Consider the following 17,492-nt stretch of genomic DNA (forward strand, 5'->3'; position numbering starts at 1 on the left):
ACGGAAGGCCCCACCGGACCGGCAAGCGGTGGGGCCTTCGTCGTACCGAAGTGCCGAACACCCGGGCGCCCATGGCCTTTTGGAACGCGTCAACGGCTTGATCACGCCGTGGCGCTCCTCCCGGACGATCCGCGAGGATGCTCCGTGCGCGGTCGATCACCGTGCGCATGCAAAGTCCCCCAAGGAATGGAGCGCACCCATGACCTCTCCGGCCCCCGAAGACCTCGTCGTCACCCGTGCAGGCCTCGACGACTGGCCGGTCATCCGCGGATGGGCCGCGGGTGAGGGCTGGAACCCGGGGCTCGCCGACGGACCGGCCTTCTTCGCCGAGGACCCCGACGGCTTCTTCCTCGGCAGGATCGGCGGCGAGCCCGTCTCGGCGATCTCGGTCGTCAACTACGGCACGGACTACGCCTTCCTCGGCCACTACCTGGTCCGCCCCGACCTGCGCGGCCGCGGCCACGGCCTCACCACGTGGAAGACCGCGCTGGCCCACGCCGGAAACCGCACGATCGGACTCGACGGGGTCGTCGCCCAGCAGGACAACTACCGCCGCTCCGGCTTCGAACTCGCCCACCGCACGGTCCGGTTCAGCGGAATCGCCCCCGCCTCCGAGGTGCCTGCGGATGTGCGGGTCGTACGGTCCGAGGACATCGAGGACATCACCGCGTACGACGCCACCTGCACCCCGGCCGACCGCCCCCGCTTCCTCGCGCACTGGCTCACCGGCACCGGACACCACGCCGTGGTCCGCCGCACCGGCGACCGCGTCACCGGCTACGGCGTGATCCGCGCCGGTCACGACTGCCCGCGCATCGGCCCGCTCTTCGCCGACACCGCCGAGGACGCGCGGGCCCTGTTCGCCGCCCTGACCGCCGAGCCGGCCGGTCGCGAGGTCGCCATCGACGTGCCCGAGCCCAACGCGGCGGGCGTGGCTCTCGCCGAGGCGGCCGGTTTCAGCCCCTCCTTCGAGACGGCCCGCATGTACACGGGCCCGGTGCGGCCGTACGCCGAGGAGCGTGTGTTCGGCGTCACCACCCTGGAACTGGGCTAGAGCCTGGGTGAGGACGACCTGCCCGGCGACTTCGAGGCCGCCCGCACCGTGTACCACGCCGCGATCCGCCAGCCGCAGGACCCGAAGCCCCGCAGGGTCGTTCAGGGCCTGCGGCCGTGGAAGGTGCGGCGCAGGTCGCTCACCCAGGCGTCGGGGTTCTCCCAGGGGATGAAGTGGCCGCCGTGGTCGTGGGCGTTGACGTTGACGTGGTTGAACCAATCGGCCTGCGGGCCGGTCTTGAACGCCCGGACGCGCTCGTCGGCGGTGTGGATGCCGGGCGGGTTCTCGTACGTGACGAAGGTGAGGCCGACCGGGGCCTGCACGACCGGGGTGCGGTCGTGGGCGGGGGCCCAGGGGTAGCGGTTGGCGTTGGCGTAGTAACGCATCGACGTGGCGATGGAGTTGTTCACCCAGTAGATCGTGGCGTGGGTGAGCAGGTCGTCCTTGGTGAAGACGGACTCGACGTCGCCGCCGTTGTCGCTCCAGGCGTTCCAGCGCTCCAGCAGCCAGGCGAGCAGTCCGGCGGGGGAGTCGCTCAGCCCGTGGGCCAGGGTGGCGCCGTCGAGCATGTGCACGGCGAGGTGGGGCGCCCAGCGGTGGTCCAGCTCGATGATGCGGGCGCGGACGTCGGCGGGCTGGTCGTCGGTGAGGGGCCGATTCCGGGCGAAGTCCCAGGCGCGGGGGCCGGTGAAGAAGTCGAGCGGCAGCCCGGAGCCGATGTGGATGCCGTACAGCTCGTCGGCGTACTTGTGGCCGAGCTGGCTGGAGACGATCCCGCCGATGTCGCAGCCCCCGGCGGCGTACTTCTCGTATCCCAGGGTCTCGGTCATCAGGGTGTGCCAGAGGTCGGAGACCTTCCAGAAGTTGACGTCCGGAAAGGCGGTGAGCGGGCCGGGGAAACCGAAGCCGGGCAGGGACGGCACGATGACGTCGAACGCGTCGGCGGGGTCACCGCCGAACGCGGCCGGGTCGGCGAGCGGGTCGATCACCTTCGACCAGTGCCAGAACGTCCACGGCCAGCCGTGGGTGAGGATCAACGGGATCGGGCGGGGGCCGCGGCCGGGCTTGCGCATGAAGTGCACCGGGACACCGGCGACGCTCACCTGGTAGTGCTCGTAGACATTGATGGCGGCCTCGGCCTTGCGCCAGTCGTATCCGTCCCGCCAGTAGGCGACCAGTTCACGGAGATAGCTGTCCGGGGTGCCGTAGGACCAGTCCCCATTCCCCTCGTCCAGCGGCGGACGGGTCAGTGTGAGACGGGCGCGCAGGTCATCGAGGACCTCGTCGGACACGTGGATCGGGGTGGGCTCCAGGGGGAAGACGTGAGGGGTGGTCACGGCGTGGTTCCTTACTGGGTGGAGGAAGCGGTGTCGTCGGCCTGTTGGTGGATGGGCGGGTGAGCCGGGCCATTTCATTTCGAGGAGTGCGGCCCTAGCGCGTACGGCCCTTCAGCCGCACCGCTGTCGGACCACCTGCCCGTCAGCCGGTTCGCCGGTGGAAGCGGAAGTGCAGTGCGCGCATGTCGTCCGTCAGCTCGGGCACCGGGCCGTCCACGACCACACCGGGGGCGACCTCCTGGACCGGAAGAGTCCGCACGGGCGGAGCCGGTACCCCCAACTCGCCCAGCCACCCGGCCAGTTGTTCCGACGAGGCGACGTACACGATGCGTCCCAGGCCCACCCACGCATGCGCGGCCGCGCACATCGGGCAGTGCTCGCCGGAGGTGTACACCGTGGCGGCCGCCCGCTCCTCGGGCGTCATATGAGCGGCGGACCAGCGGGCCAGTTCGAACTCGGGGTGCCGGGTGCGGTCGCCCGAGGCCACCCGGTTGTGATCCTCGGCGAGCACCACGCCGTCCGCCCCCACCAGCACCGAACCGAACGGCTCGTCCCCGGCCTCCAGCGCTTGCGCCGCGAGCGCGACGCAACGGCGCAGGTGCGGCAGTTCGGCGTCCTTCACGACCATGACGTACGGCCCTCCTCGCGGTGCGGCTTCGCCTTGAGCTTCCTATGGTCGCGCAGGTCGTGTGCGGTCGGGTCGAAAAGGCCTTGCCGTGGCAGCGGCGGGGTGCTGGAGTGGCCCCATGGATCATGCCGGCGTGCTCGCCCTCTTCGACCGGGACATGCGGGAAGGCGCGCGGCCGGACGGTCCCGACGCCCTGGTCGAGAGAGTCGGCGGGGTGGTCCGCCAGGTGTCGTCCGCACTCGGCTGGAACGGCGTCGTGTGGTCCGACCTCGACGAGGCGGGCGCCGACGCGGCGATCGCCGCACAGATCGCCCACTTCCGCGGGCTGGGGCGCGAGTTCGAGTGGAAGCTCTACGGCCATGACCTCCCGGTCGACCTCGGACAGCGGCTCAGGGACGCGGGGTTCACGGCCGAGCCCGAGGAGACGCTGATGATCGGCGAGGTCGCCGACCTGAACCTGGACGCGGAGCCGCCGGAAGGCGTCCGCATGATCTCCGTGACCGACCGGGCGGGCGTGGACCTCGTCGCGGAGGTGCACGAGAAGGCCTTCGGCACCGACGGCTCCCGGCTCCGGCACCAGCTGCTCGCCCAGCTCACGGCCGACCCGGACACCGTGGTCGCGGTCGTCGCGCTGGCCGGCGACACTCCGGTCAGCGCGGCCCGGATGGAGCTCGTGCCGGGGACGCGGTTCGCCGGGCTGTGGGGCGGCGGGACCGTCGAGGGCTGGCGGGGCCGGGGCATCTACCGCGCGCTGGTCGCCCACCGGGCCCGCGCCGCCGTGGACCGTGGCTACCGGTACCTCCAGGTCGACGCCATGAGCACGAGCCGGCCCATCCTGGAACGACTCGGCTTCGAACCGCTGACCACGACGACGCCGTACGTGTACACGCCGTAGGGACACCGACCGATCACGCCGAGTGGTCACCTCGGCCGGATGTCACATTCGCGCCCCGTCGATCCGTCGCAAGGACATGACGACGAACCAGAGCAACGACAGCGCCCACAGCCGGAGCATCCTCCTCGCGGGCGCCGGCGGCGTCCTGGGCAGGCACATCACCCACGCCCTGACTCAGGCGGGCCACAAGGTCACCGGCCTCGGCCGGGGCGGGCGCAACGACATCCAGGCCGACCTGACGGACCGCGACGCCCTGCTGCGCGCCGTCGACGGCCACCACTTCGACACGGTGATCCACGCCGCGACCGCACTGCGCAAGCCGCCCATGCGCCACCGCGACATGCACGCCACCAACGTGCTGCGCACCGACGGCACCGCCCACCTGATCGAGGCCGCGCAGGCCACCGGCGCCCGGCGCTTCGTGACGGAGTCCATGGTCTTCGGATACGGCTACGGCGACCACGGCGACCATGTGATCGTCGAGGACGACCTCTTCGGTCTGCGCGGCCGCTCCCCGGAGCTGGAACGGCACATCGCGGCGATGCGCATCAAGGAACAACTCACCTTCGGCACCTCCGGGTTGGACGGCATCGCACTGCGCTTCGGCCTGTTCTACGGCCCTGGCGGCACCGACGGCCTCCTGCCGATGCTGCGCAAGCGGCAACTGCCCGTCCCCGCCGATCACGGCCGGGTCCTGCCCTGGATCGACCTCACCGACGCGGCCCGAGCGGTGGTCGCCGCCGTCGAGCGGGGGCGCCCCGGCCAGGCGTACAACATCGCCGACCGCACCCCGATGGGTTTCGGGACCCATGTCCGGTGCGTGGCCGAGGAGTTCGGGCTGCCGAAACCGCTGACCGTACCGCTGTGGCTGATGCGGCCCATGTCGTACGCGCATACGGTGATGTCGACGACGCTACGGGTGTCCACGGCGAAGGCGGAGCGGGAGCTCGGCTGGACGCCCGCTCACCCGGCGACCCGCGACGGCCTCGCCGCGATGCGGGCCGCGGCACGCACGTGAACGGCGCGCCGCATGCCGTCGGCGCGCCGTCCCTTCGCGACTCCGTGTCAGCGGCGCGCCTTCGTCCGGTCCAGTGCGGCGACGCCCAGTGCGGCGAGGCCGATCTGGATGAGCCACTCGATCCAGTCGACGCCGTCGGTGTCGGCCACGTCGAGGCCGGCCGCGAGCGCCGAGCCGAGCAGTGCGGCCACGATGCCGACGAGGATGGTCCACAGGACCCCGATGCGCTGACGGCCCGGCACCACGAGGCGCCCCAGCACACCAATGATGATGCCGATAATGATGGCACTGATGATGCCCGAGATCTCCATTTCGCCCCTCTTCCTCCTGTCCCCCGCAATGAGTCGAGTTCCCCTTGGCGGGAGGGACAGTCCGTTCCGCTTCAACCAGTGGTGGACGCCCGACCGATCACCGCTCGGTTCCTGCCCGCGATCTCCGTGACCACCCGGTGGCGGCCACCGCCTCCGCCGCTATGTCGATCACCGGGCGGCCGTCGGTCACCACACGTACGACGTCCGCGGGCGCCCGCTCGTCCAGGAGCCGTGCCTTGCGGGCGCTGCCCCGCACCTCGTGCTCCAGCTCGGAGCCCAGCTCGCGCCCGGCCAGCCGCTGTTCGGCCGTCTCGTCGGTGGCAGTGAGCAGAACCCGTACGAGCCGTACGCCGTCACCCATGGCCCGGCGGAACATGGGTGCTGCCTCGTCGAGCACACTGACGGTGTTCGTATAGACGAGACGCCGGTATCCGAGCTCGGCGTAGTTCCCCCACACGGCGGCCAGGTTCCGCTCCGTGATGCCGGCCCGGCGCGCGTCCCCGGCCGGTGCCGGATGGACGGCTCCCATGAAGTCGCCGTCGATCACGGCATGCGCGACCTGCGCGGCCCGCAGCCGAGCCGAGACCTCCCAGCCCACCGTGGTCTTGCCGACCCCGGCCCGTCCTCCGATGAGTAGTACTTCCGCATGATCCATGCGGGAAGCGTGCCTGGGCCTGGGCATCCTGTGCGAGTGGTTTCGGCTCGGGCTCGTGCTGATGGGGTGGAGGTGCGGATGGAGGAGCGGGTGCTCGGTGGCGGGTCAGTTAACGAGGTCGTGCGGGTGGGGGCGACCGTACGGCGTACGTCGCACGAACGGTCCGGGTATGTGCGGGAGTTGCTCGCCTTCTTCGAGGAGCGTGGTTGGGACGGGGCGCCGCGCCACCTCGGGACGGACGAGCGGGGCCGGGAGGTGTTCGCATACCTCGAAGGCCGGGCGGCCGTCACTCCCCGGGAGCGGGCGGCGGCATGCACCGACGCGGCGCTCGTGCGGGTCGCTCAACTCGTCCGCCACTTCCATGACTTGACGCACGGAACGTCACTGGCGGGCGACCGGGACGTCGTATGCCACAACGACCTTGCCCCGAAGAACACGGTGTACGGGGCGGTGGACGGCGGCGAGTGGTGGCCGACCGCCTTCGTCGACTGGGACATCGCCGCGCCAGGCGAGCGCGTCCATGACCTCGCCCATGTGTGCTGGCAGTACCTGGATCTGGGTCCGGGGATCACCGATGTGTCCGAAGCCGCCCGGCGCATCGCCCTCGTGTGCGACGCGTACGGGCCGGGCTGTGGCAGCGAGGGGATCGTCGACGTGATCCTTTGGTGGCAGGACCGCTGCTGGCGGGGTATCGAGTCCGGCGCGCAGCGCGGTGAGCCCGCCATGGCCGGGCTGCGGGAAGGCGGGGCCGTGGAGGAGGTTCGGAACGCGTACGCCTGGGTGGCGGGACACCGGCGCGAGCTGGAGGCCTTCCTGTTCTGACGCCGGGGGCGCGTGAGCGCTCCGGAGAGTGGTGTCGCTGTGGAGTAGTACTGACCGATTGACATGCAGGTAATTGCCTGCATAACGTTGAGTGTGCGAGCAGAGAGCGACTCCGGGATGGACAAGGTCTTCAAGGCGCTGGCCGACGACACGCGCAGACGGCTCCTGGACCGGCTGCACGAGGACAACGGGCAGACCTTGGGGGAGCTGTGTGCGCGGATCGACATGACGCGCCAGTCGGTGACCCAGCATCTGGCCGTCCTGGAGGCCGCCAACCTGGTCAGCGCGGTGCGGCGGGGGCGGGAGAAGCTGCACTACCTCAATCCGGTCCCGCTCCACGAGATCCAGGAGCGGTGGATCGACAAGTTCGAGCGCCCGCGCCTGAGCGTGCTCGGCGCCGTGAAACGACGAGCCGAGGAAGCCATGACCGACAAGCCCACATTCGTGTACGTCACCTACATCGAGAGCACGCCCGAGAAGGTCTGGGACGCGCTCACCGACGCGGACCTGACCGCCGCCTACTGGGGTCACAGCAACGTCTCGGACTGGCGGCCCGGATCCCGCTGGGAACACGTGCGTACGGACGGCTCCGGCATCGCCGACGTCATCGGCACCGTCGTGGAGAGCGAGCGCCCGAGCCGCCTGGTCACCACCTGGGTGGCCCCGGACGAGGAGGGGCAGGAGGACAAGTACTCCCGGGTCACCTTCGACATCCAGCAGCACGCCGAAATCGTCCGCCTCACCGTGACCCACGAGGACCTCCCGGACGAGAGCGCGCGCGCCGACGTGTCGTCCGGCTGGCCGGCGGTGCTGTCCAACCTCAAGTCGCTCCTGGAGACCGGCCACGTACTGCCTCAGGAGCCGTGGCTGATGCCGGCTCGTTGAACGAGGCCGCAGTGAGGGGACGCGAGAAGGCCGGTCCGCGGGTGCGGACCGGCCGGCATGGCTTCCTCTCCGCTGGGCCCTTACGGCCTGAGGTTGCTCCTCACGGCCTGGGGGTGCTCCTGGCCGCCGTACCGGCGCAGATCAGCCCCAGGATCACGGCCAGTGCGCCGATGATGATGTTGTTGACGACGACACCCGCGTCCGGGCTGTCGCCGACGACCCACGGCGCGATGATCATCCAGGCGCCCATCGCGCAGAAGGCCCAGCTGAGGCCGTACATACGCTCCGGAGCCCGGGTGAACCCGAGGGCCAGCAGGCCGATCGCGATGCCCACGATCAGGTTGTGGGTCACGAGCGGAGGCTGGCTGGTCGTGTAGTGGAGTATCCAGGGGGACACCGCACAGTACAGACCGAGCAGGAACACCGGTCCGTCCACGAGTGCCACGTCACGGCCGCCGAGCATGCGGTCGTAGCGTTCCCGCATTTCGGATACATCCGGGTGGCCGGTTATGTCACCTCTGGTGGGCTGCACATTGGCCATGACTCGTCTCCTTTGACTTGCAGGCCTGACCGCGTCTGGTGCGGTATGCGGTAAGCGCCGCCTAGGGGACATTGTGCTCTTATTTTTTCTTTATGTGTAGAGCTCGTCGGGTTCATGACGATGTAAGCGGAGCCGCCGTCCGCAAAACATTCCGGTGTCGGCCTGCCGGGTGTCGATCCGAGGGCGGGCCGTTCGTGTAGGAGGTGAGAGAGCGCCAGACAGGGACGCTCCGAGGCCAAGGAGGCTGTCATGAAGTACTACCTGCTCAGCGTGGTACAGCCCGTGGGTGACGAGCTGCCCCCGCCGGAGGTGCTCGCCGAGATCGGCAAGAACCTCGATGTCTTCCACCAGGAGCTGAGGCAGGCCGGTGCCTGGGTCTTCGCCGGGGGACTGCACGGACCGGAGTCGTCCACCGTGCTGAGGCCCAGCGCCGGTGACGTCCTGATCACCGACGGACCGTACGCCGAGGGCAAGGAGATGCTCGGCGGGATCTGCCTGATCAAGGCGCCCGACCTGGACGCGGCCCTCGGATGGGGGCGCAAGGCGGCGCTGGCGACCACCCTTCCCATCGAGGTGCGGCCGTTCATGGGCGAAGCCGAGGACTGATGACGGCCCCCGACGTCGAGGCCGTCTTCCGTACCGAGTACGGCCGCGCGGTCGCCGTCCTCGTCCGCTTCCTCGGCGACATCGACCTCGCCGAGGAAGCGGTCCAGGACGCTTTCACCACGGCGGTACGGCGCTGGCCGGAGACCGGTGCGCCGCCGAGCCCGGCCGGGTGGATCATCACGACCGCCCGCAACCGGGCGATCGACCGGCTGCGCCGCGAGGCCAAGCGGGACGAACGGCACGCCGAGGCCGCCCTGCTGCACGCCCTTCACGCACCGCCCGAGGAGGGCCCCGTGCGCGACGAACGGCTCCGGCTCATCTTCACCTGCTGCCATCCCGCCCTCGCCCCCCAGGCCCGGGTCGCCCTCACCCTGCGCCTCCTCGGCGGACTCACCACCGCCCGGATCGCCCGCGCCTTCCTGGTGCCCGAGCCGGCCATGGCCCAGCGGCTGGTGCGGGCCAAGGCGAAGATCCGCGACGCGCGCATCCCGTATCGCGTGCCCCGCGACGCCGACCTCCCGGACCGGCTGAACGGCGTCCTCGCCGTCGTCTACCTGATCTTCAACGAGGGCTACGGCGGCTCGCCCGAGCTGTGCGCGGAAGCCGTACGCCTGGGCCGGCTGCTCGCCGAGCTGATGCCGGACGAGCCCGAGGTCACCGGCCTGCTCGCGCTGATGCTCCTCGTCGAGTCCCGCCGGCCCGCACGGGAGGACGCCGACGGGGCGCTCGTGCCGCTGCCCGAGCAGGACCGGGAGCGCTGGGACCGCGACCTCGTCGCGGAAGGACAGGCCCTCGTACGGCGGTGCCTGCGCCGGAACCAGCCGGGGCCCTACCAGATCCAGGCCGCCATTCAGGCCGTGCACAGCGACGCGCCCACCGCCGAGGCCACGGACTGGGGGCAGGTTCTCCAGCTGTACGACCAGCTGATGGTTCTGGCCCCCAGCCCCGTCGTCGCCCTGAACCGGGCGGTGGCCGTGGCCGAGGTCGAGGGCGCGCGAGTGGCCCTCGACCTCGTGGACAGCCTCGACCTGGAGGGCTACCACGTCTTCCACGCGGTCCGCGCCGACCTGCTGCGGCGCCTCGGCCGGGACGCGGAGGCGGTTCGGGCGTACGAGGCCGCGCTCGCCCTGACCGGGAGCCCGGCGGAGCGTGTCTGGCTCGAGCGCCGGCGCCGCGCCCTCACACGCTGAGCGCCTCCCGCACCGCCACCTCGCCCTCCGCGCCGCCGTCGCCGAAGGACGTGACCCGCCCGGCCTCCAGCACGTAGTAGCGCTGAGCCGCCCGCATCGCGAACCCGACGTGCTGTTCGACCAGCAGCACCGAGAGTCCGCCCCGCGCGGCCAGCGCGAGGATCGTCTCCTCGATCTCGGCGACCACCGACGGCTGGATGCCCTCGGTCGGCTCGTCCAGGAGCAGCAGCCGAGGCTCCGTCACCAGGGCGCGGGCGATGGCGAGTTGCTGCCGCTGGCCGCCGGAGAGCAGGCCCGCGCGGCGGTTGGACAGTGCCCGCAGCGCCGGGAACAGGTCCAGCGCCTCGGCGACCGACTCCTTGCCGCGCCTGCGCCCGTCCGCGACGAGCTGGAGGTTCTCGGCGGTGGTCAGGTGCGGGAACGACTGCTGGCCCTGCGGGACGTACGCCATCCCGCGCGCGACCCGTTCGTGCGGCTTGCGGCGGGTGATGTCCTCGCCGTCCAGGCGGATCGTGCCGCTGGTCGGCGTGAGCAGTCCCACGGCGGCCCGCAGCAGCGTGCTCTTGCCCGCGCCGTTGTGCCCGAGCACGGCCGCCACGCCGTCCCTGGGCACCTCGACGGACACGCCGTGCAGGACGGAGCTGCGGTGGTAGCCGACGCGTACGTCGTCGATCTGGAGCATCACGCCTCCTGCACGGCCACGTCGGCGGTGGTCTCGGTGGTCTCGGCGGCCGCGTGCCCGAGGTACACCTGCTGAACCTTCGGATCCGCCTGCACCTCGGCGACCGTGCCCTCGCTGAGCACCTTGCCGGCGTGCAGCACGCTGACGCTGCGGGCGAAGGACCGCATGAAGTCCATGTCGTGCTCGATGACGACCACGGTCCGCTCCTCGCTGATCCGCTGCAGCAGCTCGCCGGTCGCCTGACGCTCGTCGTGGCTCATGCCGGCCACCGGCTCGTCGAGCAGCAGCAGCCGTACGTCCTGCACGAGCAGCATGCCGATCTCCAGCCACTGCTTCTGACCGTGCGCGAGTGTCCCGGCAGGGGAGTCGGCGAGCTCGGTGAGCCCGATCGTCTCCAACGCCCTGGCGACCGGCTCGGGGACGTCTTTGCGCCGCCGCAGCATGGTCCACAGGCTCCGGCCCGCACCGGCCGCGATGTCCAGGTTCTGCAGGACCGTCAACTCCTCGAAGACGGTGGCGGTCTGGAAGGTCCGCCCGATGCCGGACCGGGCGATCCTGTGCACGCTCCGCCCGAGCAGCTCCTCGCCGCCGAACCGCACCGAGCCCTCCGCCTTCACCAGGCCGGTCACGGCGTCGACGAGGGTCGTCTTGCCCGCGCCGTTGGGACCGATGAGGAACCGCAGATCCCCGGGGCGGACATCGAGGTCGACTCCGTCGACAGCGGTGAATCCGTCGAAGGACACCCGCAGTCGGCGTATCTCCAGGCCGGTCATGCTGCCGCTCCTACGCTGGTCATGCTGCCTCTCCTACGGGGATGACGGCCGCCTTCTTCTCAGCCGCGGCCCTGCGTCGCCGCACGATCCCCGCCAGCGAGGCGAGACCGCCGGGCAGGAAGGCGAGCGCCACGATGAACAGCAGCCCCTGGAAGTACGTCCAGGCCGCCGGGAACTCCTCCGACAGTGCCGTCTTCGCCCAGGCCACCGCGACCGCGCCGAGCACCGCGCCGACCAGGCTGGCCCGGCCGCCCACCGCCGCGCCGATGACGAACTCGATCGACGGCACGATGCCGATCAGCGCCGGCGAGATGATGCCGACCGCCGGCACGAACAGCGCGCCCGCGAGGCCCGCCATGCCGGCCGCCACCACATACGCGACGAGCTTGACGTTCGCCGGGTCGTAGCCGAGGAAGCGCACCCGCTCCTCCGAGTCCCGCACGGCGACGAGGAGTTCGCCGTAGCGGCTGTGGATCAGCTGGCGGGCGAGGGCGATGAGCAGCAGCAGGACGGCGGCGATGATGAAGTACACCATCCGCTGGTTGACCGGGTCGTCCAAGGCGTAGCCGAAGAAGCCCTGGATGTCGGTGAGCCCGTTGGTGCCGCCGGTCGTGGCCTGCTGGCCGATCAGCCAGATGGCGAAGGCGGCGGCGAGCGCCTGGCTGAGGATCGCGAAGTACGCGCCCTTGACCCGGCGCCGGAAGATGAAGGAGCCGAGCACGGCGGCCACGGCCATCGGGAGCAGCACGGTCGCCGCGAGGGCGAACAGCGGATTCGCGAACGGCTGCCACCACCAAGGGAGTTCGGTGGCGGTGCCGTACAGCTGCATGAAGTCGGGCAGGTTGCCGGGCCCCGCGTCGGCGATCTTCAGGTGCATCGCCATGGCGTAGCCGCCGAGCCCGAAGAACACGCCCTGGCCGAGCGTCAGCAGACCGCCGCGGCCCCAGGCCAGACAGACACCGACCGCGACCATCGCGATGCACAGGTACTTGGCGAGCAGCCCGAGGCGGAACTCGGACAGCAGCAGCGGGGCGAGGGCGAACAGCACGACGGCCGCCCCCGCGAAACCGGCCGCGGCCCGGGCCGAGGGCCCCTTGAGCAGGTTCATACGAGACTCCTCGTGCGCAGCGTGTACAGCCCCTGGGGCCGCCACTGGAGGAACGCGACGATGCCGACCAGCACCAGCACCTTGGCGACGCTGACGGTGGTGGAGTACTCCAGCACCGACTGGAGCACGCCCAGCACGAAGGCGACGATGACCGTGCCCTTGAGCTGACCGATGCCGCCGACCACGATCACCAGGAAGGCGTCGATGATCACGTTGGTGCCCATCGTCGGCCCGATCGGACCGACCAGCGTCAGCGCCACCCCGGCCACACCCGCGAGCCCGGAGCCGATGAAGAAGGCCGTACGGTCCACGGTCGACGTCGAGATGCCGGACACCTCCGCGAGGTCGCGGTTCTGCACCACGGCCCGGATCCGGCGGCCCAGCGGCGTCAGCCGCAACGTCAGCGACAGCGCGACGACCGCAGCGACCGCCAGCCCGAGAATGAACAGACGGCTGTTGGCGACGGTCAGCGGGTCGTCGCCGCCGATGAGGGTGATGTTCCCGGTGAGGACGTCGGGCGCGCGCGTCTGCACGTTCGGTGCGCCGAAAATGTCCCGGGCGAGCTGCTGGAGCATCAGGGAGACACCCCAGGTGACGAGAAGCGTGTCAAGTGGCCGTAGATACAGGCGCCGTATCAGCAGCCATTCGAGAAGTGCGCCGAGGGCGCCCGAGACGAGAAATGCGACGGGAAGAGCGACCAGTAGCGAAATTCCGGCGCTCGAAATGGACTTCTGCAGGACGTACGTCGTGTAGGCGCCGGCCATGATGAACTCGCCGTGGGCCATGTTGATGACGTTCATCTGGCCGAAGGTGAGCGAGAGACCGAGCGCGATGAGCAGCAGAACGGCACCGATGCTGATGCCGGTGAAGGTCTGACCGAGGATCACGGTCATACGGCGGCTCCGGGGAGGCGGGGGAGCGGGGGCCCGGCGAGTGTGCCGGGCCCCCGCACGACAAGCGGTGACGGTCGGTCAGGACAGGCCGGAGGCCCAGGAGTAGCCCTTGAGGTAGGGGTCCGGCTTGATGGGCTTGCCGGAGTCCCACACCTGCTCGATCAGACCGTCGGAGCCGACCTTGCCGATCCGGGCCGTCTTGTAGATGTGCTGCGAGGCACCGTCGATCGTGACCTTGCCCTCGGGCGCGTCGAAGGTGATGCCGTCCGAGGCGGCCTTCACCTTCTCCGGGTCGAAGGACTTCGCCTTCTCGACCATGGCCTTCCACAGGTAGACCGAGACGTACGCCGCCTCCATCGGGTCACTGGTCGGCTTGTCCTGGCCGTACTTGGCCTTGTACGCCTTCACGAACTTCTCGTTCGCGGCGCCCGGCGTGGTCTGGTAGTAGTTCCAGGCCGTCAGCTGCCCGTCCAGGTACTGCGTGCCGATCGACTTGACCTCCTCCTCGGCGATCGACACCGAGACGACCGGCATGCTCTTCGCCGTCAGGCCCGCCGACTTGTACTCCTTGAAGAAGGCCACGTTCGAGTCGCCGTTGAGGGTGTTGAACACCGCGTCCGCCTTGGACGCCTTCACCTTGTTGGCGATCGTGCTGAACTCCGTGGACCCCAGCGGCGCGTAGTCCTCACCGAGGATCGTCATGCCGTTGGCCTTGGCATACGCCCGGATCTCCTTGTTGGCGGTGCGCGGGAAGACGTAGTCGCTGCCGACCAGGTAGAGCTTCTTCAGGCCCTGGCTCTTGAGGTAGTCGAGGGCCGGGACGATCTGCTGGTTGGTGGTCGCGCCCGTGTAGAAGATGTACGGCGACTCCTCCAGGCCCTCGTACTGCACGGGGTAGAACAGCAGCGACTTGTTCTTCTCGAACACCGGCTTGACGGCCTTGCGGCTGGCGGAGGTCCAGCAGCCGAAGGTGGCCGCGACGCCGTCCTCCTTGATGAGCTTGGTCGCCTTCTCGGCGAACGTCGGCCAGTCGGAGGCGCCGTCCTCGCTGATCGGCTTGATCTTCTTGCCGAGCACACCGCCGGAGGCGTTGATCTCGTCGATGGCGAGCGTGAGCGAGTTGCGTACGGTGACCTCGCTGATCGCCATCGTGCCGGACAGCGAGTTGAGCAGGCCGACCTTGACCGTGTCACCGCTGACGTCGATCTTCGCGGCCTTGTCGGACGAACCCGCCGCGTCGGTCTTCGCGCCGCACGCCGAGAGCGCGACGACGGCGGCGAGGGCCGCGGTACCGGCCAGGAAGCGGCGCCGGTGAATGTGGTGAAGGCTGGACAAGTGAACCTCCTTGTCCCCATGACGAGGACACCTGAAAAGGAAGGAATCAGCAGCCCTTCAGGGTCCCTGAAGTGCGGTCCACAGCCTCAAGTCACCCTGTTTCCACGGCGTTTCGAGATACTTTCCCAGCTGTATCTTCCGGCTCGCCGCAGGCAACGAAGCGGGAAACAAAAAAGCCTCGGGACGAATTCCGCACCGGAATTCACAGTTCGCCCGAGGCATTCTAGATACTTCCTGTGGGAAGTATCTGGGTGTGGTGAGGTGCATGTCAAGGGTGCGCGCCGTCGAGGTCGAGCTGGGTGAGCACGTCGAAGTCCACGCCGTCCGCCTGCGCGAGGTAGATGCGCTGCTTGACGTGGCTGTCCCGCAGCCACAGCAACCCGCGCGGTCCCTCGTACGACACCGACTCGGCACTCGCGCCGATCGCCGTCACGTCCAGCGTCCCGGCCCGGGCGATGAGCGCGGCGAGCAACAGCACGCCCTCGTAACACGATTCGCCGAGACTCCCGGGCGCCGGCGCCTCGATGCCGTACCGCCCGGCGTACCGGCCGTGGAAGTCGAGGGTGTCCTGGTTGGCGAGCGAGGCGAAGAACCCGGCGGTGCTGTAGAGACCGGCGGTCGCCGTGGGGCCGCTGGCCATCAGCATGTTCTCGTCCATGAGCGTGCTCAGGCGCAGGCACCGTTGGTCGAGGCCGGCCGCGGCGAACGCCCGGTTGAAGCGGACGGCGTCGTTGCCCACCAGGAGCATCAGGACGGCGTCGCTCTCGGACTGCTCGATCCGGCGCAGCACGTCGTCGAAGTCGTGGGTGCCCAGCGGCAGATACGCCTGCCCGCAGATGCCGCCCCCCGACTCGTGCGCATACGCGCGCGCGGCCCGCGCCGTGCGCCGCGGCCACACATAGTCGTTGCCGACGACGAACCACCGGCGCACCCTGCGCTCGCCCGCCAACAGCCGCATCGCGGGCCGCAGTTGATCGTCCGGTGTCTCGCTGGTCAGGAAGACGCCCGTCGTGTGCTCCCCGCCCTCGTACAGCGCCGTGTACACATACGGCACCCGGTGCGCGATGCGCGGGGCCAGCGCCTGGCGCACCGAGGAGATGTGCCAGCCGGTGACACCCTGCACGACCCCCAGATCCACCAGCGCCTCGACCCGGTCGGCGATCTCACGAGGCTCGGCGCCGCCGTCCACCGGCAGCAGCCGCAGCTCCTTGCCGAGCACGCCGCCCGCGTGGTTGACCTCCTGGGCGGCGAGCTGTGCGCACAGCTCGCAGGTCGGGCCGAAGATGCCCGCGGCGCCCTGCATGGGGAACACGAGAGCGACGCTGAGCACGGAGTCGTCGACGGTGAACCAGTCGAGCGGATGGGGATCGAGCTGGAACATGCGGTCATGATTCCGGGTCCGCACGGTGAACTCCAGACCCGTCTCGCGGGCCGGGAGGTGTGGAAGTGGTGAGCGTGGACGATCCTTTGGTGAAACGACACTTGTACGATGGTCGGCACCCCGGGACCGAGGAGCAGGATGGCTACCCCACCTCCGCGTCAGCCCCAGGACCTCATGCGGTTGTTGACGCGCGCCGAACGACTGGCCGCGCGCCGGCTGCAGGGCGTCCTCGACGAGGACGGCTGTTCGCTCGACGCCTGGCGGGTGCTGTCCCAGCTCTCCGACGGCGAGGGCCACTCCATGACGGCGGTGGCCGAAGCGGCCTTCCTGCCCCCGGCGACGCTGACCAAGCTGGTCGATCACCTCGTCGACCAGAACCTCGTGTACCGCCGGGTCGATCCGCTGGACCGGCGCCGCATCCTCGCCCACCTCACCCCGCGAGGCGAGACCTACTGGCGGCGGATCAGCCGCGAGGTCCGCGAGGGCCTGCCGGTGCTCAGCGAGGGCGACGAGGAACTGCTGCACGGTCTGCTCGCGCGACTGGTCGACACGCTGGAGCAAGCGCCGACGCAGAGCGCCACGTGACGTCGGCCGTGCCGCGGGCGTAGTGGCGAAACTGGTCCCACCTCCCGGAAAGTCGCAGGTCAGCGGCGTGGTGAAGGGGGCTCAGGTGGCGCAATGATTCAGCAACACCACTGAGCGGGCGGCGTCGGTATGGTCGCCCCATGCCAGCCGAACGAACCCGCGAGCACACCGCGCCGCCCGCCGCCGACGGCTGCGTACCGACCGGGCGCGTCAGCTCGCGGACCTGCTGCGGCACCTGGTGCTGACCGGGAGATTTCCCGGGGGCGCACGGCCCCACGAGGACGTCCTCGCCGCCGACTACCGGGCGCGGTCCAGGCGCTGCCCGAGGCGGCGGGCGACGCCGCGCGCGAGGTGCGGGTCGGCGTGGCGCGCGGGTTCGCCGCCCTGGCCGCGCACCTCGACCGGGACGCAGATACGCCGGACGCCCTGCGCCACCTGATCCACGACCCCGGCATCCTGGTACGCGCTGCGGCCCTGCAGACCCTGGGTGTCCTCGGCGTCCCCGAGGCACTCCTCGCCACCGTGACAGCGGCGCTCACCGACCCGGCCTGGCAGGTCCGTGCGGGCGCGGCGACCGCCCTCGGCGGGGCTGCGCCGGACCATGCCGTCCCCGCGCTCGCCGAGCTGCTGCGCGACGCCGACGCCGACGTGCGCAAGGCAGCCGTACTCGCTCTGTCGCGCCACACCGCGCACGACGACGCCCGTACGGCGCTGGCCACCGCGGTGGACGACCCCGACGCCGATGTCCGTGCGTACGCGGGCCGAGCGGGGCGGTGATCAGGAGCCTCTTCAA

The 17,492-nt window shown here is 70.3% G+C and carries 20 protein-coding genes; 9 read left to right on the forward strand and 11 right to left on the reverse strand.

The window, feature by feature from the left end:
• The first annotated feature begins 199 nt into the window (after positions 1-199).
• Positions 200-1,054 carry a GNAT family N-acetyltransferase gene (locus PBV52_RS49090; protein WP_274248640.1) on the forward strand — a complete coding sequence of 285 codons (855 nt, stop codon included), beginning with the start codon at positions 200-202 and terminating at the stop codon, positions 1,052-1,054.
• Between the two features lie 101 nt (positions 1,055-1,155).
• Here PBV52_RS49090 and PBV52_RS49095 read toward each other — a convergent pair whose 3' ends face one another.
• Both PBV52_RS49095 and PBV52_RS49100 read right to left on the reverse strand, forming a co-directional pair.
• Positions 1,156-2,391, reverse strand: a complete 1,236-nt coding sequence (locus PBV52_RS49095; protein ID WP_274248642.1) for an epoxide hydrolase family protein — start codon at positions 2,389-2,391, stop codon at positions 1,156-1,158.
• A 142-nt stretch (positions 2,392-2,533) separates the two neighbouring features.
• Positions 2,534-3,019 (reverse strand): nucleoside deaminase, encoded by a 486-nt coding sequence (locus PBV52_RS49100; RefSeq protein WP_274248643.1) that lies wholly within the window; start codon positions 3,017-3,019, stop codon positions 2,534-2,536.
• A gap of 118 nt (positions 3,020-3,137) precedes the next feature.
• Here PBV52_RS49100 and PBV52_RS49105 point away from each other — a divergent pair, with 118 nt between their 5' ends.
• Both PBV52_RS49105 and PBV52_RS49110 read left to right on the forward strand, forming a co-directional pair.
• Positions 3,138-3,914: a GNAT family N-acetyltransferase gene (locus PBV52_RS49105; RefSeq protein ID WP_274248645.1), complete on the forward strand. Its 777-nt coding sequence runs from the start codon at positions 3,138-3,140 to the stop codon at positions 3,912-3,914.
• 76 nt (positions 3,915-3,990) lie between these two features.
• On the forward strand, positions 3,991-4,932 hold the full coding sequence (locus PBV52_RS49110; RefSeq protein WP_274248647.1) for an NAD(P)-dependent oxidoreductase: 942 nt from the start codon (positions 3,991-3,993) through the stop codon (positions 4,930-4,932).
• Between the two features lie 47 nt (positions 4,933-4,979).
• On the opposite strand, the gene PBV52_RS49115 is transcribed toward PBV52_RS49110, so the two are convergent.
• The gene (locus tag PBV52_RS49115; RefSeq protein WP_274248648.1) at positions 4,980-5,243 is read right to left on the reverse strand and encodes a GlsB/YeaQ/YmgE family stress response membrane protein; all 264 of its coding nucleotides are present in this window, start codon (positions 5,241-5,243) and stop codon (positions 4,980-4,982) included.
• A gap of 97 nt (positions 5,244-5,340) precedes the next feature.
• Complete coding sequence (locus PBV52_RS49120; protein ID WP_274248649.1) at positions 5,341-5,898, reverse strand: AAA family ATPase; 558 nt, start codon at positions 5,896-5,898, stop codon at positions 5,341-5,343.
• 78 nt (positions 5,899-5,976) lie between these two features.
• Here PBV52_RS49120 and PBV52_RS49125 point away from each other — a divergent pair, with 78 nt between their 5' ends.
• Both PBV52_RS49125 and PBV52_RS49130 read left to right on the forward strand, forming a co-directional pair.
• On the forward strand, positions 5,977-6,720 hold the full coding sequence (locus tag PBV52_RS49125) for a phosphotransferase family protein (protein ID WP_274248650.1): 744 nt from the start codon (positions 5,977-5,979) through the stop codon (positions 6,718-6,720).
• Between the two features lie 117 nt (positions 6,721-6,837).
• A complete protein-coding gene (locus tag PBV52_RS49130; protein WP_274249990.1) occupies positions 6,838-7,605 on the forward strand; it encodes a metalloregulator ArsR/SmtB family transcription factor in 768 nt (255 codons plus the stop codon).
• A gap of 100 nt (positions 7,606-7,705) precedes the next feature.
• Here PBV52_RS49130 and PBV52_RS49135 read toward each other — a convergent pair whose 3' ends face one another.
• Entirely contained in the window at positions 7,706-8,146 is a 441-nt protein-coding gene (locus tag PBV52_RS49135; protein ID WP_274248651.1) for an SPW repeat protein, read from the reverse strand.
• A gap of 249 nt (positions 8,147-8,395) precedes the next feature.
• Between PBV52_RS49135 and PBV52_RS49140 the strand changes: the two genes are divergently transcribed.
• Both PBV52_RS49140 and PBV52_RS49145 read left to right on the forward strand, forming a co-directional pair.
• On the forward strand, positions 8,396-8,752 hold the full coding sequence (locus PBV52_RS49140; protein WP_274248653.1) for a YciI family protein: 357 nt from the start codon (positions 8,396-8,398) through the stop codon (positions 8,750-8,752).
• Complete coding sequence (locus PBV52_RS49145) at positions 8,752-9,942, forward strand: RNA polymerase sigma factor (protein WP_274248654.1); 1,191 nt, start codon at positions 8,752-8,754, stop codon at positions 9,940-9,942. The genes PBV52_RS49140 and PBV52_RS49145 overlap by 1 nt, the downstream gene beginning before the upstream one ends.
• Here the strand turns inward: PBV52_RS49145 and urtE are convergent.
• The 6 genes from urtE to PBV52_RS49175 all read right to left on the reverse strand — a co-directional run bounded on the left by urtE (position 9,932) and on the right by PBV52_RS49175 (position 16,114).
• Positions 9,932-10,624: an urea ABC transporter ATP-binding subunit UrtE gene (urtE, locus tag PBV52_RS49150; RefSeq protein WP_274248656.1), complete on the reverse strand. Its 693-nt coding sequence runs from the start codon at positions 10,622-10,624 to the stop codon at positions 9,932-9,934. The genes PBV52_RS49145 and urtE overlap by 11 nt on opposite strands.
• Positions 10,624-11,397, reverse strand: a complete 774-nt coding sequence (urtD, locus tag PBV52_RS49155) for an urea ABC transporter ATP-binding protein UrtD (protein ID WP_274248657.1) — start codon at positions 11,395-11,397, stop codon at positions 10,624-10,626. Before urtD ends, urtE begins: the two co-directional genes overlap by 1 nt.
• A 19-nt stretch (positions 11,398-11,416) precedes the next feature.
• On the reverse strand, positions 11,417-12,505 hold the full coding sequence (urtC, locus tag PBV52_RS49160) for an urea ABC transporter permease subunit UrtC (RefSeq protein WP_274248659.1): 1,089 nt from the start codon (positions 12,503-12,505) through the stop codon (positions 11,417-11,419).
• Positions 12,502-13,398, reverse strand: coding sequence for an urea ABC transporter permease subunit UrtB (urtB, locus tag PBV52_RS49165; protein ID WP_274248661.1), 897 nt, complete (start codon positions 13,396-13,398; stop codon positions 12,502-12,504). The genes urtC and urtB overlap by 4 nt, the downstream gene beginning before the upstream one ends.
• A 78-nt stretch (positions 13,399-13,476) precedes the next feature.
• On the reverse strand, positions 13,477-14,733 hold the full coding sequence (gene urtA / locus PBV52_RS49170; protein WP_274248663.1) for an urea ABC transporter substrate-binding protein: 1,257 nt from the start codon (positions 14,731-14,733) through the stop codon (positions 13,477-13,479).
• A 268-nt stretch (positions 14,734-15,001) separates the two neighbouring features.
• Positions 15,002-16,114 (reverse strand): substrate-binding domain-containing protein, encoded by a 1,113-nt coding sequence (locus tag PBV52_RS49175; RefSeq protein ID WP_274248665.1) that lies wholly within the window; start codon positions 16,112-16,114, stop codon positions 15,002-15,004.
• 138 nt (positions 16,115-16,252) lie between these two features.
• Between PBV52_RS49175 and PBV52_RS49180 the strand changes: the two genes are divergently transcribed.
• Complete coding sequence (locus tag PBV52_RS49180; protein WP_274248667.1) at positions 16,253-16,699, forward strand: MarR family winged helix-turn-helix transcriptional regulator; 447 nt, start codon at positions 16,253-16,255, stop codon at positions 16,697-16,699.
• A 363-nt stretch (positions 16,700-17,062) separates the two neighbouring features.
• Complete coding sequence (locus PBV52_RS49190) at positions 17,063-17,476, forward strand: HEAT repeat domain-containing protein (protein ID WP_306801483.1); 414 nt, start codon at positions 17,063-17,065, stop codon at positions 17,474-17,476.
• Positions 17,477-17,492: the final 16 nt, after the last annotated feature.

The organism is Streptomyces sp. T12, from assembly GCF_028736035.1.
Taxonomy (GTDB): Bacteria; Actinomycetota; Actinomycetes; order Streptomycetales; family Streptomycetaceae; genus Streptomyces.

Bases quoted from the DNA above. Each gene is read 5' to 3' on its own strand.
- urtE (WP_274248656.1), bottom strand. From the start codon at position 10,624: ATGCTCCAGATCGACGACGTACGCGTCGGCTACCACCGCAGCTCCGTC.
- urtC (WP_274248659.1), bottom strand. From the start codon at position 12,505: ATGAACCTGCTCAAGGGGCCCTCGGCCCGGGCCGCGGCCGGTTTCGCG.
- PBV52_RS49110 (WP_274248647.1), top strand. From the start codon at position 3,991: ATGACGACGAACCAGAGCAACGACAGCGCCCACAGCCGGAGCATCCTC.
- PBV52_RS49125 (WP_274248650.1), top strand. From the start codon at position 5,977: ATGGAGGAGCGGGTGCTCGGTGGCGGGTCAGTTAACGAGGTCGTGCGG.
- PBV52_RS49145 (WP_274248654.1), top strand. From the start codon at position 8,752: ATGACGGCCCCCGACGTCGAGGCCGTCTTCCGTACCGAGTACGGCCGC.
- PBV52_RS49130 (WP_274249990.1), top strand. From the start codon at position 6,838: ATGGACAAGGTCTTCAAGGCGCTGGCCGACGACACGCGCAGACGGCTC.
- urtD (WP_274248657.1), bottom strand. From the start codon at position 11,397: ATGACCGGCCTGGAGATACGCCGACTGCGGGTGTCCTTCGACGGATTC.
- PBV52_RS49135 (WP_274248651.1), bottom strand. From the start codon at position 8,146: ATGGCCAATGTGCAGCCCACCAGAGGTGACATAACCGGCCACCCGGAT.
- PBV52_RS49115 (WP_274248648.1), bottom strand. From the start codon at position 5,243: ATGGAGATCTCGGGCATCATCAGTGCCATCATTATCGGCATCATCATT.
- PBV52_RS49180 (WP_274248667.1), top strand. From the start codon at position 16,253: ATGGCTACCCCACCTCCGCGTCAGCCCCAGGACCTCATGCGGTTGTTG.
- PBV52_RS49120 (WP_274248649.1), bottom strand. From the start codon at position 5,898: ATGGATCATGCGGAAGTACTACTCATCGGAGGACGGGCCGGGGTCGGC.
- PBV52_RS49140 (WP_274248653.1), top strand. From the start codon at position 8,396: ATGAAGTACTACCTGCTCAGCGTGGTACAGCCCGTGGGTGACGAGCTG.
- urtB (WP_274248661.1), bottom strand. From the start codon at position 13,398: ATGACCGTGATCCTCGGTCAGACCTTCACCGGCATCAGCATCGGTGCC.
- PBV52_RS49175 (WP_274248665.1), bottom strand. From the start codon at position 16,114: ATGTTCCAGCTCGATCCCCATCCGCTCGACTGGTTCACCGTCGACGAC.
- PBV52_RS49090 (WP_274248640.1), top strand. From the start codon at position 200: ATGACCTCTCCGGCCCCCGAAGACCTCGTCGTCACCCGTGCAGGCCTC.
- PBV52_RS49100 (WP_274248643.1), bottom strand. From the start codon at position 3,019: ATGGTCGTGAAGGACGCCGAACTGCCGCACCTGCGCCGTTGCGTCGCG.
- PBV52_RS49105 (WP_274248645.1), top strand. From the start codon at position 3,138: ATGGATCATGCCGGCGTGCTCGCCCTCTTCGACCGGGACATGCGGGAA.